Here is a 14,435-nt window from a genome sequence, read left to right as displayed (position 1 = left end):
TGCCTGACCCCCTGGCCGTCAGGTGGCCAGGACCCGCACCGGGTCGGTACCGGCCGTGGTGTGTTGTTCGGCCCAGTTCTCCAGTGCCGTACGGCACGCGTGGTCCACGTGGTGCAGACCGGACAGGTTCAGCTCGATCGGCCGGTCCTGGGGCAGCGCCTCCAAGCTGTCGAGGATCTTCGGCAGCCGGAGGAAGGTCGCGTTGCCCGACAGATACACCTGGACGGGGCCGGCGCCCTTGTCGACAATCTCCAGCCTGACGTGCGAGGCCTCCCACGCCGTCTTGACGACCGACAGGGCCAGACCGATCAGCACACCCTCGAACATGTTCACCGCGACGATCGACACGGCCGTGACCACGAGGATCAGCGCCTCGCCCCGGTTCCCCCGCCACAGGGCGGTGACCTGGCGGAACGGGATCAGCTTCCAGCCCGCGTACACGAGGATGCCCGCGAGGGCGGGGATCGGGATCAGGGCGAGGGCGGAGGGGAGCGCGGCGGCGAAGACCAGCAGCCACACGCCGTGCAGCACCCGCGAGGCCTTGGTCCGCGCGCCCGCCCGCACGTTCGCCGAACTGCGGACGATCACCGCGGTCATCGGCAGCGCCCCCAGCACCCCGCACACCGTGTTGCCCGCTCCCTGGGCGATCAGTTCCTTGTCGTACTGGGTGCGCGGGCCGTCGTGCATCCGGTCCACCGCCGCCGCGCTGAACAGGCTCTCCGCCGAGGCGATCAGCGTGAAGGCGAGGATGGTGCCGATGAGTGCCGGGTTGCCCAGCTCGCCGAAGGCATCCGCCCCGGGCGGCTGGATCACGCCGAGCAGGCCCTGCACCTCCACCGTGGCGACCGGCAGGGAAAAAACGGCCGAGGCGAAGGTGGCCAGCAGTACCGCTGCGAGGGCACCCGGCACGGCCTGCGCCTTCTTCGGCATCCGCTTCCACAGCACGACGACGGCGACGGTGCCCGCGCCGACCGCGAGCGAGACGAGCGCCGTGGTGCTGCCGACCGCGTCGACGAGTGCCTTCGGCATACCGACGATCTTGCCGATGCCGGTCTCGGGAGCCTTCATGCCCGCCGCCGCGTACAGCTGGCCGGCGATGATGACGAGACCGATGCCGGCGAGCATGCCCTCGACCACGGAGATGGAGATCGCCCGGAACCAGCGGCCGAGTCTGAGGGCGCCCATACCGAACTGGAGCAGCCCGGTCGCCAGCACGATCACGCCGAGCGCAGGCAGTCCGAACTCGCTGACGGCCTCGAAGACCAGCACGGTCAGGCCCGCGGCGGGTCCGGACACCTGGAGGCTGCTGCCCGGCATGAGGCCGGTGATGATGCCGCCGACGATCCCGGTGACCAGGCCGAGCTCCGCCGGGACGCCGGAGGCGACCGCCACGCCGACGCACAGCGGGAGCGCGACCAGGAAGACCACCAGGGAGGCGGCGACGTCCTGCTTCAGATGGGGAAATCCGGCTGTGGCGTTTGTCTTGGCCAACGTGTCCGCCTTCACAGCGCCTCGAAGGTGTCGGTCTGCGGACGGTGCGCCAGGACCGCGCCGGTATGCACCTCGTAGTACCAGGCGTGCAGATTCAGTTCGCCGCTGTCGAGCTTCGCGGCCACGCACGGGTAGGTGCGCAGGCGCAGCAGCTGGGTCAGGACGTGGTTCTGTACTCCTTCGGCGACGGTCGGGTCCTCAGCCGCTCCCTTGGGGCGGGGGGTGGCGTGGTGGAGCCAGTCGCGCACGGCCGGTACGGCGTCCAAGTCGTCGCCGCGGACCAGGGCTCCCACTGCGCCGCAGTGGGAGTGGCCGCAGACGACGATGTCCTTGACGCCGAGCACCTCCACGGCGTATTCGATGGTGGCTGCCTCACTGGTGGGGTGCTCGAACGTGTAGGGCGGCACGATGTTGCCGGCGGTGCGCAGCTCGAAGAGCTCGCCGGGGCGGGCGCCTGTGATCAGCGCCGGTACGACCCGGGAGTCGGCGCAGGTGATGAACAGCACCTGCGGGGACTGGCCCTCGGCGTGGGCGGCGAACTTCTCCGGGGGCTGCCCGAACGTGCGGGCATGGTCGATGAAGGGCTGCATGTGATGGTTCCTCCTGGCGCGTCATTGGGGGCGCGTCGGGCTGCATGACGGGGGCGGGGGAATCCGCTCCTTCTGGTCAGCAGCGGAAGGCCGGAAGAGCGGCCGGTATGTGGCCGGCCGGTGGTATAGAAGGGCGGAAGTGTGCGGCGCCGGACGCGGCCGGCTCGTGGACGGCCGTCGGGTCCTGGGTGAGGAGCGGATGTTCGGGCGCTTGGGGCACGGAGACGGGGATTCGGTGCCGGCCGCGGAGGTGGGGCGAGCCGACTGGCGCTCCGGAGCTGTCACAGGAACGCGGGATCACGGTCTCGTCGCGCAGAGCCTCCCCGCCCGCCGTGATCCTCGGCTGTGGGACCGTGGCCTCGACGTGGCGGACGGCGTGCGCGGATGTGAACGAAACGGCGGAGGAGGGGGACTGAAGAGCGGGCAGAGCTGCGGCGAAGAGCGCGATCGTGGCCCAGGCCATCGCACCTCGAGACATGCCCTCCTCCGGGTAATTCGAACTTCTTGTTCGGACCAAGCGTTGGTCAACGGATGGTCAAGAAACACATTAACCCTGCAAAGTCGCTTGCAGGGGCAACTCAACGTTTCCGGCTCAAGAGAGCCTGAAAATTGAGCTCTGATGGCGCGAACCCCACCCTTGACAAAAGGATCAATCGAGTTACGTGCATCGCCGGGCAGGCAGGTCGTGACGTGAGAGGACCGTCTCCCGTGCGGCTGGTGTTACCGCTGCCGGGGTTGCCCGTGGGGGAATCCGCCTCGCCAGGACATACCGCATCCGATCAGGCGGGCAAGCGACGGGATGGGCTGACATGACAGGGCCCACCTGTCCGCCGACCGTCCGTTCCCGGGCGAGTCGTGGCCATGGCCGAGATCGTGACCGGGGGCCGACGGCTTGGGGAAGGCTGTCGGCCGCCGCTTTCTGCCAGAAAGTGCCATGGCGTCCAACCCTGACCTTCACCCGCACGCATGAGGTTTCGCCGCCGAGCGGAGCGGCAGATCTGGAAAGTGGCAACTGGCCGAAAACGATCACAACCGCTCACGGAAGGTCACGAGCCATCCCCTGAGTAGGCATACCCCCCTGCTGCCGGCAGCAGGGGGTCGGCGTCCACGTGCTGTCCGCGATGCAGACCCGGGCGGACGTGGCCGGACCGGATCGCCTGGCGGGCGAACGCTGACTCCACGATCTGCCGGGCCCACCGGCACGTGGTCGGCACCCGCCGCGACGGTCGGGTCCGGAAGGAGCTGCCGGGCGGTGTCGGCACCGAGCCGGACGACCCTGCCCTGGACCGACCGAGAGGAAGCCCAGTCATCGGGCACGCTCGACGACCCACCGGGTGCGGCCCGGACCAAAACCATGCGGAGCGCCGCGGCCGGAAGGCAGGGGCCTTTGCATGTCCGGGTTCATCCGGTGAGGCCGAGGGAGGCCAGGGGGAGTGGTAGTCGCGGGCGGCCTTGCGGAGGGCGGCGGCGATGCGGCCCGGCCGCCTGTGGTTCCGTCCGATGTGGCCGGAGAGCACCGCACCAGGATCTGGACGCGTACCAGTCCGGCGGGCTCGGTCGGCGGCAGCACTCCCGGCAGCCGGCCGCGGCCCAGGTCCGGGATCGCGTCCGTGAGGGTCGGCCCCCGCACCGCGATGTGCGGCACAGGATGCCGGTGAAGCGCGGGATGGCACGCGGACGGGGCCGTGCCGGCCCAGGGTGTCTTCCGGGATCAAGCAGCGATGCGCAGCAGATCGGCCGAGACGGCCCACAGTTTCTCGGCCGCTGCGGGGTCGAGTGCCCACTGCTTGACGGCATGGGGGTTCTCGGTGGGGTCGGCGTCGTCGGGCACGGTGTGCGCCTCGCGGGCGTCATCGAGGTAGTGCCCGCCGGTGTGGGCGAATTCCGGTGCCACCGCGGCGACCAGGGTCGTGGCCGCGCCCTGCTGGACGGTCTTGTACGCGAAGGCTCCCGTCGCTTCGAGCCGGGCGAACTGGTCGTGCAGTTCCTGCGGGAAGTGCCGCTGGAGCCCGGTGGCGATCCCGCCGGGGTTGACGGCGTTGGCGGTGATTCCGTCGCCGGCCCAGCGGCGGGTGGCTTCGACTGCGAACAGGATGACGGCCGTCTTGGACTGTCCGTAGGCGATCAGCGGGTCGTAGGGCCGCCGGTGGAAGTGGATGTCGTCGAAGTCCACCGGCGAGAACATGTGCCCGGCGGAGCTGAGTGCCACGATGCGCGAGCCGCCCCGCTCGGCGGCGCCGGCGGCGAGCGCGTGGTGCAGTCCGAGGGCCAGGGCGAAGTGGCCGAGGTGGTTGGTGGCGAACTGCAGTTCCCAGCCCTCCGCGGTGCGCAGCTCCGGGGTGGCCATGATGCCCGCGTTGTTGATCAGCAGGTGGAGGGGGCCGTTCCAGCCGGCGAGGAAACGGTTGACCGTGCTCTGGTCGGCCAGATCGAGGTGTGCGACATGGATATCACCGTTGCCGGTCGTCGCGGTCAGGTCCTGCGCGACCCGTGCGCCGGCCTCCGGGTTGCGGACCGCCAGGGTGACGTCGGCCCCGGCGCGGGCCAGTGAACGGGCGGTCTCGACACCGATGCCCGAGGTGGCGCCGGTGACGATGGCGCGGGTGCCGGAGAGGTCGGTTCCCTCTACCACCTCGTCCGCGGTGCTGTGCGCGGTAAAGGCTGTGGTGATCAGCGGTGACGGAGCGGACATGGGCGGCCTCCAAGGTTTAACAAACTAGTTGGTTACTTTCTTTCGACCGTACGGCACCCCTGGCCCCTGGTCAAACAAACTAGTTGGTTATGATGAGGTCATGAGGGATGGACAGGCCACGCGACGCCGCCTGCTCGATGCGGCCGCCGCCGAATTCGCCGCCTACGGGATCGCCGGCGCCCGCGTCGACCGGATCTCGGCCAACGCCCGGGTGAACAAGGCGCAGATGTATGCCTACTACGGCAACAAAGACGGTCTCTTCGACGCGGTCTTCACCGATCGCATCGAGCAGATCATCCATGCCGTGCCCATGGAGGCCGAAGATCTTCCCGGCTACGCCACCCGTCTCTATGACGCCTGCCTGGCCCGCCCCGAGCTGGTCCGGCTGGCCGCATGGGCACGCCTGGAGCGCGTCCCCACAGGCCCTCTGGTGACCGGCATGGACGACCAGACCGCGCGCAAGCTGGAGGCGATCGCCGCGGCGCAGCGCTCAGGACACATCGATCCGTCACTCGGCCCGGCCGACGTGCTGTCGATCGTCACAGCGATGGCTCTGACCTGGTCACCGGCCAGCCTGATCCACACCGCCACTCCGGACGAGCCCGAGAGCGAACACGAAAGCCGGCGCCGCGCCCTCGCCGAAACCGTACGCCGCGCCTTCACCCCCGGGTCCGAGATCCCGGTGCGGCCGGCGCCGTGACGAACCGCGGGCTCCAAGTCCGTGGCACATCCGGCGGACGCGCCGCAGCATCCTTCCTCGCTTTCGGCCGGGACCTCCGCGGCCCGGCACCTCGTCCGGGGCAACCGATCCGGCGCCGGAGTGCCCGACCAGATGCCGAGAGCCGGCGTTCGGGCGTCTCCGACAGATCCCTTCTCGCTACGCATGTGCGCGCGTCCGCGCCGCTGGGCGACCAGAACGTCGAGAGCCGGGCGTTCTGGTCGCGCCGGCGAAGGTAGCGGTGCGATCCCTTTGTCTGAATGGTGTGATTGGGACGGTCCGAGTTGGCGAGGGTGAACTGCCGTAGCGGACCGAAGTGCGCTTCGAGCGGGTTGGTCCAGCAGGAGCCGGCGGTCGGACGGATGCCCGGGGGCCCGGATTCGTCGAAGGCAAAGGTGCGGCCCGGGTGCTCGTTCAGCGCTACTCGTTCCGGTCCAGATGGGCGCCGGGGTCCGGTTCGGCGGACTCCTTCCACGTCTTGGTGCGCTGGAAGGTGACGCCGTGGCCCGCTTGAGGATCTCCACATCCTCCCGCAGGTGGCGGTTCCCCCGCCGCAGACGGGCCAATTCCTCGCGTTCGCTGCTGGTTGGGCCGTCGCGCTCGCCCGAGTCGACCTCGATCTGCTCGGCCCAGTCCCGCACCACGGTCTCGGTCAGGCCGACGTCCTTGGCGACCTGACCGACCGAGCGGTCCCCACGCCGGCACAACTCGACGATCCCGGCCGTGAACTCCGACGTGAACGAGCGGCGAGGACGCGACTTCTTCCCTCCCCATGGCGGACGTCCTTCCGGGGACTCAACCCCTGATCCTGGATGTCCGCCGAAGTGAATCAAGCCAAGTCTTGCGCAGGGTGGGCTCGGCGGACACGTCGTGGGAGGCCCACAACCGGGCGAACTCCTCGCTTCCGGCGAGGAGTTCATCCACCAGTCCGGTCACCTCGGGATCGCCGGGGTAGCAGGTGGCGGCGCGCAGGTTCCGGGCCGCGAGGCGGGCGAACGCGTCCGCGTCCGACACCCCGTACAACTGGCGGCCTTCCGGGTGCGGCCCGAGGAAGACCCGGCGCACGAGGTTGCGGTCGCGTCGCGGCAGGGCGGAGAAGTCCTCCATGCGGCAGCCGCCGCAGCAGGTCCAGGATGCTCTGCCACACCTTGCGCGACGGCCCCGGCGGGGGGCCTGGCGGTACGCCGGCGAGGTGGTGCAGGTGGTCGCGCTCGGCGTCCGACAGGCGCAGGGCCCGGGCCACCCCGGACGGCCCCGCGCGGAGGCGCATACAGGGGTGAGCGTGGTGAACGCGGTCCCGGGGCAGCCGGTGGACGATGGACGGACCGGTGCTTCAGCGCGCGGGTTGCGCCTGGTCGCGGTGGGCGGTCGTACGCCATTCCCGGGGGGTCATGCCGTAGGCGGCGCGGAAGGCGCGGCTGAAGTGGGCGGGGCTGGTGAAACCGAAGCGGTGTGCGACGGCCGTTACCGCAGGAACGTTCCGGCCCAGGCGGCCGAGTTCGCGGCGGCATGCCTCAAGCCGACGATGCTGGATCCAGCGGCTGACGGTGGTGTCCTCGGCCCGGAAGAGCCGGTGCAGGTGGCGTACGGAGATGTGGTGGGCGGCGGCGATGGTCTGCGGGGAGAGGCCGGGGTCTGTGAGGTGGCGGTCGATGAAGGCCTTGATGCGCAGGCGCAGGGCGGTGGTGGCGGCGTCGGTGCCGGTGTCGGGGACGTCGCGGCCCAGCCGCTCGGCGATCAGGGTGGCCAGCAGGTCCGCGGCGTTGCGGGCGAGCAGGTCGCCGATGTGCGGTGGATGGCTTCCCGCCCGGGTGGCCAGCCGGGACAGGAACTCGATGACCAGGGCCGAGGCGCCGGAGTCGGCGTGGATGGGCACGGCGGCGAGGTGCTGAAGGTCGGCCTCGCCGACGCCCAGCATCCACCGCGGCACCTGGAGGACCTTCATATGGAAGGGGTCCGGATAGGTGACGGTGTAGGGGCGTGTCGTGTCGAAGAAGGTGAGGGTCCCGGGCCGGAGCACCGTCCGGTCGCCGTTCCGGTCGACCACCAGCACACCGCGGTCCTGGAGGCACACGCTGAGGTAACCGGTGTCCGCCCCGACGGGCCCCCGTGCGTTCTGGCGGACCTGTAAGGGGTCGGCGTCCGTCGTGGCCACCTGTATGGAGCCGAGCCGGTCGGTCGTGATGGTGCCGTGGAAGGGCGCGTCCGCAGGCGTGGAGATGGCCAGCCGCACGGACGCCAACTGGCCGTACGTCTGCCTGATCACCTCGTGCCAGTAGTCCAGGCGTTCAGCGGCCGACACCGACGCCGTGGACATGACGATGCTCATGATGGCTCTCCTCGTCTCTTCCTGCTCCGTGGGCCGTCCCTTCCTTCTTGACGAGGCCGAGCGCGAAGCGGTTGTCCGCGGATGAGTCACTCTGCGACACGTTTCCGGGCACGGAGAGGCAACTCGCCAGGAGGAACGGCCCGTAGCTTCGTTCCGCAACCATCGGTCTACGCGCAAAGAAGGGATGTAATGGACAGCTTGCGCCACAGTCGACAGCTACCGGTGCGTCGGCGGAACGTGCTGCGGGGCGCGGTGGCCGGAGCGGTCGGAGTCACGGTCGGCGCGGGGACGGCGCGGGCTGCGGGGCCACCGGCCGGGATGCCGGCGTACCGCTACCTGCGGGACGCGATCGTCCTGTCGGCCCCGCCGGCTCACGACCCCACGGGCGAGTTCATCTTCCCCTGCATCCGCGGAGTGTACGACAAGATCAGCGGTGCACGGGCTCGGTACTACCTGTACTACGCGCCGCACGAGAATCCGGGCGGCATCTGCGTGGCGTTCGCCGACTCCCTGGACGGCCCGTTCCACGAGTACGCGGGCAACCCGCTCATCGACAGGTTCCTGCCGACCACCACGGTCACCCACGTCTCGTCGCCGCATGTGACCTGGGACGCGGCCACGCGGCAGTTCTTCTGCTATTTCCACGGCGAGAACACCGTCACCCGGGTGGCCCGCTCCACCGACGGCCTCCACTTCACCGACGAGACACCGATCCTCAGCACCCGCCTGGTGTCCGGCACCTCGGAGACCTCCTACGCCCGCGTCTTCGAACACGCCCTGCCGGGCCGCGGCAACAAGTACGTGATGGTCTTCATGGGCGTACGGAACGGCCGGCGGATCTTCTACGGCTGGTCGCCCAACGGCTGGGACGGCTGGCAGTTCAGCTCCACCCCGCTGGTCAACCCCGAGCCCGACGGCCTCACCGACATCTCGGGACCGACCCTGCTCAAGCGCAATGGCACCACGTACGTGGTCTACCACGGCAACGACGGGCGGATGTACGTCACGGAAGTCGGCAACGGCTTCGACCGCGAGAACCACCTCGGGGTGTTCCACTCACCGGTCGCATCCGACAACGGCCGGGTCGCCGCGCCGTCGTTCGGCACCGACAACGGCGCCGAGTACATGTTCTACGAGGCCGGGCCACGCCTGGAAGCCCGGATCTGCATCGCCCGCGCGGTCACCTCCATCTGAGACGGAAAGAGAAGACGGAACCATGACGCACATCGGCAAGAAGGCACTGACGGCGAGCGCGACGCTCGTGGCGACCGCCGGCCTGGTCACCGTGGCCGCGCCCCCGGCGCACGCCGAGGGCAGCTACAACATCAGGATCGACACGGCGACCACCAACTACATCGCCGATTACTGCCTGCTGACGACCACGAGCGGCAACGCGCGTGCCGCGTGCAGTGGGAACAGGGGGAAACACGATTCCTTCCGGCTGGGCACCGTCCACAACACGGGCGACAGGGTATGGCTGGACATCAATGTCGTCGCCGGCACCGACCGCAAGCAAATCGACCTCCAAGGCAAGCACTACATCAGGGTGTACGGAGACCTGTTCGCCATCGAGGTCTGCGGGTGGAAGAGTCTCGACTCCTTCGCAAGCGGCAATGTGGGACTGGCCCTGCACGGCGACACCTACTGCAACTGGTGACGCGGCATGAAGACGACGAGACGACATGCGGCGGCATTGACCGGAGCCGTGGCGCTCACCGCTGTGGCGGTGCTTCCCGCGCAGGCGCAGACGGCCGACGACAACCGCATCCGCTTCAAGTTCCGGGACTCCAGAAGCGTCTGCCTCACCGCGCACGAACGCTCCACCGATCCGCTGGTCCTGGAGAGGTGCGACACCGACAACCAGCGCGGAAACTGGCGGAAGATCACCTACAGCGGGGGAGGCCTCGTCTTTCTGCTGCAGAACGTCGCCTCGGGCGAATGCCTCGACGCAGGAAAGGGACTGGAAGCGCTCGCCTACACCTCCCCGTGCGACATCAACGACGTAGGACAGCACTGGTACTACTTCTGCGACACGGGCCATCTGATGGCCGCCACCTGGAACACGCTGCTCACCGGCTGGAACGACGACACGGTCAGCATGCGCCCCGGCAGCGGAGCCTTGGCGGGCAAGCAGGAGTGGGACCGCAGGCCGACCGTCTGCTGATTTCCTGACAGACGCACGCCACCCTCCCTTCCCCTGGGCACGGACCTGGGCCTCCGGGAAAGGGGAGGGAGGTTGGCGCGTCCTCGGCTGACCCTCCTGCTCCCGGGCCGCCGCGCGGCGACTGCGGCGAGCCTGTCGGCGCTCCTTCCGTGTCGGTGCGGGCTCACGGGGTGATTGGTTGCCGTTTGTGGGCAACCGTGGGGCCCGGGAGTTTACCCCACTGTGTGTAGGCGCACCCGACTCACAGGGGGAAGATCATGCGCCGGACAGGGGCAGCGGCCGCGGCACTCGTGTTGGCGGGTGCCGGGGTCGCAGGTACGGCCGACGACGCCCCCGTACGCGACCGGTTCCGGTTCTGGATGCTCCTGTTGTGGGGAGCGGACGCCCTGCTCGGTACGGCACGCCTCGTCGCCGGCGGATGGATGGACGAACCGGTCGTGCAGGCCTGGCGAACCGTCTGCCTCGCCATCACCGTGCAGGCGGTGCCGTTCCTGCTGCTCGGAACGGCCCTGTCCGGCGCCCCGACACCCTTGCCTCGCATGCGCCGGGGTCTGCTGGAGCACGGGCCTGCCGCGCACCGGCGGCGCGGACGGCCGCGGCCCGGAAGACGGTGCCCGGACCAGGAGGTGAACGGACGGATGGCAGACGTTACCGAGTGCTTGGGAATCCCAGCGGCAGGCACCGGGCCGTGTGACCGGTGTGGTTTCTGTCGAGCCACAGGTCGGCGGGCGGAAACCACGTGCGTCGTGTTCACCGCGGGGGCACACTGCTCGGACGGACATCGACTCCGCTCGGGTCGCCGCCGCCTTCGGACTGGGGCGGCCACGGGGGCAGTGGCGCCCGCTGGCCAGCGGCGACCACCCCTCCGACAGCCGCGTGCTGACCACCACGCGGGGACGGTGGGTGGTGAGGATGGACCGGCTGCTCAGCGACTGGCATCACAGGCATACGCACCGGGTGTACCGGCGGGAGAGCGCGGCGTGAGAGGCGGGCGTTCCGATGCCGCGGCCGGTTGAGCCTCCCGCCCCGGCCATCGGCTACTGGCACAACCCGGCGGGCGAAACGCTGGTGCGGGTGAGCCAGCGGCTCGACGGGCACGACCTGCGGCAGCCCGGTGCGGCGCGCCGAGTCTCCCTTGCGGAAGCAGCCGAGTGGGTGGGCAGCGTCCTCGCCCGCATCGCCCAGCTCGGGACGGAAGGCGATACCGGCCCCGACGACGAGCCCGTGCTGCACCCCTGGCCGACTGGCACGCATGGGTGGCCGAGGCCGAAGCAGCCGACCACCCGGTCACCGCGCCGACCCGTTCCCCGCTCCCGGTCATCGAGGAGGCGACCACGCTGGTTTGGGAGGCGCAGCGGAACCATCCCCGCACCGTCCTGGTTCACGGGGACACATCACAGGCCAACGTCCTGCGCCCCCCGACCGGATACGCGCTGATCGACTGGGAAGGGGCCAGAGCGGACGTGCCGTGGTGGGAGGCGTGAACGTGGCCTTCCGGCTCGCCACCCCGTTCAACGGGCCCGCGGCCGACGGCGATCTCCGGGTGGTTCATCCGCTGATCACGGCCTATCTCGATCAGGGAGGCCCGGCCGGTCCGGCCGACGCCTCGGCGTTCGCGGGCATGCTGCGCAGCCAGTTCGCGGTCATCGCCTGGTGCCTGTGGCTGGCGCTGGGCCACCGCCAAGCCGATCCGGCTCGACGCGCCTTCGGACCGCACATTGTGACCTCACCGGCACAGGACATGCCGCAGGGGGTCCGCTCCCTGGACAGGTGGACCATGCTCCTGCGGTGAGCACTCGCAGACCGGGCACGGCGGGCAGCGACGGGGCAGGACGACGAAACCCTTATGTGAGGTAGTCCTTCGAACCGTTGTTCCAGGCGATGACGACGATCTCCTGCCCCGGTGCGCCGACCCTGCCATCTGATATGACGGCGACGATGGTTCCGGTGAATTTCGCCTCCGGAAGCCGGCCTTCACCGTTCGCCTTTGTGCAGAAGCATTCCAGATGCGGGGTAAGCCCCTTTCCGCCGGCCCTTACCCCGGCTCCTGTCGGGGTAAGGGCCGTTCCATGGCGCTGTCCAGATGAGTGATGACGGCCGGCACATCGTCACTCTCGGTGCTCCGGATCAGTTGCAGGGCCGGCCGGACGAGGCCGCTCGGTCGCGCCGTCAACCGCGCGAGCACGGCGGCCCGGACATCGAGCCGCTCGAGGGTGGCCTCGCGCTCCTCTTCGTTCTGGCCGGCGAGTAGGACGGCGTTGTACCACGCCTCCTCGCGGGCCTGCCGGACGCTGAAGTCGAGGATCCGCTCGTCGGTGCGGGCTCCGACCTGATCCAGCAGCGACATCAGGGGCGACAGGACGCCGATCGAGTCCTGCACCGCCAGCACCACCCGCGCGAGGATGTCGTTGATCAGCAGGAAGTCGCGCCGTAAGGCGTGGATGGCCTCGCCCGGGTTGGTCCGCGCGGCGGCGATGGCCAAGTCGAGGTTGATGTGCGCGTTCACGCCGAGCAGCAGATGCTGGACGATGACGGTGTCGGCGTCGTCGAGCAGCCCGAACGCCTCGCGCCAGCAACGCGGCCCGCTCCGGTCACGGCGCCAGGCGTCGTACGCATCGAAGTAGCGGTTGCCGAAGAGCGTGTCGAAGCGGTCCATCCGGGTGCCGTCGTCGAACAACCCACCGCGGATGGCCGTGCGGACCTCGACGGTCACCTGCCGGTACAGCGCCGCGAAGTATCCGGCCCGGTCACCGGCGCGGCCGGCCGCCCGCACGATTTCGGCAAGCCCGTCCACGACATCGTCGATGTTCTGTGCCGCCATGCCCCGATCTCCTCCCGTGGCGTCTGGTTCGGCCCGCGCTCCGGCTTGCTGCCCGCAGCGCCGGCCACAGCCCCGTCCTACCACCGCACACCGGAAAACGGGACCGTGTGTGGGGTCAAGGAGGTGGAACGACAAGGCCGGGGACTGCATCCGCTTCCCGGGCCGTTTCGTGCAGGCCGGGGAGCGGGATTTCACGACCGGACGGCTCTCAACCCTCGCTGCCGCCGCCGCGACATCGGGTATGTGACCCGGCGTCGGGGAAGCGGCACGGGAGGCGAGGAGCGCGTGAGGGAGTACGGCGAGGTGTGGCGGGCAGGATCCGGGGACGTCGCGGCCGCGGCGGTGGCGCTGGCCCGTGCATCGGTCGACGAGGCCGTGGACAGCTGGGTGACGCCCGGCCAGGAGGCCCGTCGGCGGCGGGCCTAGACCGCCGGTGAACACATCGCCGCCTGGCTCGGCACCTTCCTGCGCACGGGCGAGGTCCACCTAGTCGGCGGCGGAGGGGCGGTCGCCGGCCTGCGCTGTGGCAGTACTTCGGCGGCGAGGACACGCAGAGTTCCGAGGACGACGGTACGGTCGGCATCCTCCGGCGGGTCTACGGCGACGACATCGCCCGTCTGGCGCTGGTGCACCAGCTGGTGGGTGAGCGGCGTCCGTCCGACATCCCGCACTGGCACCTGGCCCAGACCGTGGTCGTGCCGGAACTGCGCGGGCGCGGTCTGGGAGGAGCACTGCTGCGGCACCAGCTCAGGCACGTGGACGCCCGGGGCGCCGCCGCCTACTTGGAAGCCAGCTCGCCACGCAACCGGGCGCTGTACGAGCGGTACGGCTTCCTCCCGCTCGGTGTGCCGGTCGAGCTGCCGGGCGGCCCGAGGATCCAGCCCATGTGGCGCCGGGGATGTTCGCCGTACTCCGCCGCCGCCCGCCGGAGTCCCGGGACGGCCTCCTGACCCGCAAGGTCGTTGATCCGGAATTCTGACCACGATCGGCGGGGCCGCAGGAGCCCTTGCGCCCGTCGGCTCGCCGCAGTCGGAGCACCTGGAGCATCTGCGTGGTTCCGCTGTCCGGCGTCCGGACGGGGTACTGCCCGAACTCCTGCTTGGCGTCCGCTCGGGCTTCACCGGCGACCTTCGGCACGAGGCCGCCTGCCGCGGCGCCACCGCCTCGCCGGGCGTCATGCCGCGACTGCCGGAAAGGCGTGCGCGAGCATGGCCGGGGTGATGTGCCGGTGCCGGCCCAGGGCGACGGCGGACCTCCTATTCGTCCAGGCCGCACTCGTTCTTCGCCGCCCGGAAGCGTTTCTCGGCCGTCTCGCTTCCGGGGTGCGGCCTTGGCCGTCCGGTCCGGTGGCCGTGCGGTTACCGCGCTGCCGGGATGCGGGGCGCGGAAGTCCACCGGCCGGCCCGGAGATGCCGTGCCGCAGCGGATGAAGCCGATCGCGAGTCAGCCGGTCCAGGTCGGGCCCGGTGCCGGATACCAGCAGCCGCAGCCGCCTGCCGTCGGCCAGGAGCAGCCGCACCGCTTCCAGCAGGTCCATCACGCCTTTGCGGACGTCGATCCGGCCGTGGTAGAGGAGCGTCGGCGGGGTGCCGACCGCTCCCGGCCGCCGGCCGGGCCGGGGCCGGAACAG

The 14,435-nt window shown here is 70.1% G+C and carries 14 protein-coding genes and 3 pseudogenes; 9 read left to right on the top strand and 8 right to left on the bottom strand.

Features of this window, described 5'->3' with window-relative positions; translation table 11 throughout:
* Positions 1-18: 18 nt before the first annotated feature.
* The 3 genes from VE546_RS23755 to VE546_RS23745 all read right to left on the bottom strand — a co-directional run bounded on the left by VE546_RS23755 (position 19) and on the right by VE546_RS23745 (position 4,773).
* A complete protein-coding gene (locus VE546_RS23755) occupies positions 19-1,491 on the bottom strand; it encodes a SulP family inorganic anion transporter (protein WP_324925686.1) in 1,473 nt (490 codons plus the stop codon).
* A gap of 11 nt (positions 1,492-1,502) precedes the next feature.
* Positions 1,503-2,081, bottom strand: a complete 579-nt coding sequence (locus VE546_RS23750) for a carbonic anhydrase (RefSeq protein WP_324925684.1) — start codon at positions 2,079-2,081, stop codon at positions 1,503-1,505.
* 1,711 nt (positions 2,082-3,792) lie between these two features.
* Positions 3,793-4,773: an SDR family NAD(P)-dependent oxidoreductase gene (locus VE546_RS23745; protein ID WP_324925682.1), complete on the bottom strand. Its 981-nt coding sequence runs from the start codon at positions 4,771-4,773 to the stop codon at positions 3,793-3,795.
* 100 nt (positions 4,774-4,873) lie between these two features.
* On the opposite strand from VE546_RS23745, the gene VE546_RS23740 reads away from it, so the two are divergent.
* Entirely contained in the window at positions 4,874-5,473 is a 600-nt protein-coding gene (locus tag VE546_RS23740) for a TetR family transcriptional regulator (protein ID WP_324925680.1), read from the top strand.
* A 167-nt stretch (positions 5,474-5,640) separates the two neighbouring features.
* Here the strand turns inward: VE546_RS23740 and VE546_RS23735 are convergent.
* The 4 genes and pseudogenes from VE546_RS23735 to VE546_RS23725 form a co-directional block, all read right to left on the bottom strand.
* A pseudogene (locus VE546_RS23735) lies at positions 5,641-6,001 on the bottom strand (hypothetical protein); the annotation flags it as partial.
* 47 nt (positions 6,002-6,048) lie between these two features.
* Positions 6,049-6,411 (bottom strand): annotated as a pseudogene (locus VE546_RS28040) (transposase); the annotation flags it as partial.
* Positions 6,326-6,797 (bottom strand): annotated as a pseudogene (locus tag VE546_RS23730) (transcriptional regulator); the annotation flags it as partial. The pseudogenes VE546_RS23730 and VE546_RS28040, both read right to left, overlap by 86 nt.
* Before the next feature lie 27 nt (positions 6,798-6,824).
* Positions 6,825-7,820, bottom strand: coding sequence for a helix-turn-helix domain-containing protein (locus tag VE546_RS23725; RefSeq protein WP_324925678.1), 996 nt, complete (start codon positions 7,818-7,820; stop codon positions 6,825-6,827).
* A 189-nt stretch (positions 7,821-8,009) separates the two neighbouring features.
* Here VE546_RS23725 and VE546_RS23720 point away from each other — a divergent pair, with 189 nt between their 5' ends.
* The 5 genes from VE546_RS23720 (at position 8,010) to VE546_RS23700 (ending at position 11,776) form a co-directional block, all read left to right on the top strand.
* A complete protein-coding gene (locus tag VE546_RS23720) occupies positions 8,010-9,014 on the top strand; it encodes a hypothetical protein (protein ID WP_324925676.1) in 1,005 nt (334 codons plus the stop codon).
* Between the two features lie 22 nt (positions 9,015-9,036).
* A complete protein-coding gene (locus VE546_RS23715) occupies positions 9,037-9,477 on the top strand; it encodes a hypothetical protein (RefSeq protein ID WP_324925675.1) in 441 nt (146 codons plus the stop codon).
* A gap of 48 nt (positions 9,478-9,525) precedes the next feature.
* Positions 9,526-9,984 carry a hypothetical protein gene (locus VE546_RS23710; RefSeq protein ID WP_324925673.1) on the top strand — a complete coding sequence of 153 codons (459 nt, stop codon included), beginning with the start codon at positions 9,526-9,528 and terminating at the stop codon, positions 9,982-9,984.
* Between the two features lie 1,151 nt (positions 9,985-11,135).
* A complete protein-coding gene (locus VE546_RS23705) occupies positions 11,136-11,468 on the top strand; it encodes a phosphotransferase (RefSeq protein WP_324925670.1) in 333 nt (110 codons plus the stop codon).
* Positions 11,465-11,776, top strand: coding sequence for a hypothetical protein (locus VE546_RS23700; protein ID WP_324925668.1), 312 nt, complete (start codon positions 11,465-11,467; stop codon positions 11,774-11,776). The genes VE546_RS23705 and VE546_RS23700 overlap by 4 nt, the downstream gene beginning before the upstream one ends.
* Before the next feature lie 243 nt (positions 11,777-12,019).
* Here VE546_RS23700 and VE546_RS23695 read toward each other — a convergent pair whose 3' ends face one another.
* The gene (locus VE546_RS23695; RefSeq protein WP_324925666.1) at positions 12,020-12,805 is read right to left on the bottom strand and encodes a DUF5995 family protein; all 786 of its coding nucleotides are present in this window, start codon (positions 12,803-12,805) and stop codon (positions 12,020-12,022) included.
* A 285-nt stretch (positions 12,806-13,090) separates the two neighbouring features.
* Between VE546_RS23695 and VE546_RS23690 the strand changes: the two genes are divergently transcribed.
* From VE546_RS23690 to VE546_RS23680, 3 genes are all read left to right on the top strand, one after another.
* On the top strand, positions 13,091-13,231 hold the full coding sequence (locus VE546_RS23690) for a hypothetical protein (protein ID WP_324925664.1): 141 nt from the start codon (positions 13,091-13,093) through the stop codon (positions 13,229-13,231).
* Between the two features lie 200 nt (positions 13,232-13,431).
* Positions 13,432-13,755 (top strand): GNAT family N-acetyltransferase, encoded by a 324-nt coding sequence (locus VE546_RS23685; protein ID WP_324925662.1) that lies wholly within the window; start codon positions 13,432-13,434, stop codon positions 13,753-13,755.
* Between the two features lie 464 nt (positions 13,756-14,219).
* On the top strand, positions 14,220-14,435 hold a 216-nt coding region (locus tag VE546_RS23680; RefSeq protein WP_324925660.1), incomplete at its 3' end, for a hypothetical protein.

It is taken from the genome of Streptomyces sp. (assembly GCF_035644915.1).
Taxonomy (GTDB): domain Bacteria; phylum Actinomycetota; class Actinomycetes; order Streptomycetales; family Streptomycetaceae; genus Streptomyces.
Note: the sequence above shows the minus strand (reverse complement) of the source record. Positions and strands in the feature narration are given on the sequence as shown.

Excerpts from the sequence above, each read along its gene's own strand:
- VE546_RS23750 (WP_324925684.1), bottom strand. The coding sequence starts at position 2,081 with ATGCAGCCCTTCATCGACCATGCCCGCACGTTCGGGCAGCCCCCGGAG.
- VE546_RS23715 (WP_324925675.1), top strand. The coding sequence starts at position 9,037 with ATGACGCACATCGGCAAGAAGGCACTGACGGCGAGCGCGACGCTCGTG.
- VE546_RS23725 (WP_324925678.1), bottom strand. The coding sequence starts at position 7,820 with ATGAGCATCGTCATGTCCACGGCGTCGGTGTCGGCCGCTGAACGCCTG.
- VE546_RS23695 (WP_324925666.1), bottom strand. The coding sequence starts at position 12,805 with ATGGCGGCACAGAACATCGACGATGTCGTGGACGGGCTTGCCGAAATC.
- VE546_RS23740 (WP_324925680.1), top strand. The coding sequence starts at position 4,874 with ATGAGGGATGGACAGGCCACGCGACGCCGCCTGCTCGATGCGGCCGCC.
- VE546_RS23720 (WP_324925676.1), top strand. The coding sequence starts at position 8,010 with ATGGACAGCTTGCGCCACAGTCGACAGCTACCGGTGCGTCGGCGGAAC.
- VE546_RS23745 (WP_324925682.1), bottom strand. The coding sequence starts at position 4,773 with ATGTCCGCTCCGTCACCGCTGATCACCACAGCCTTTACCGCGCACAGC.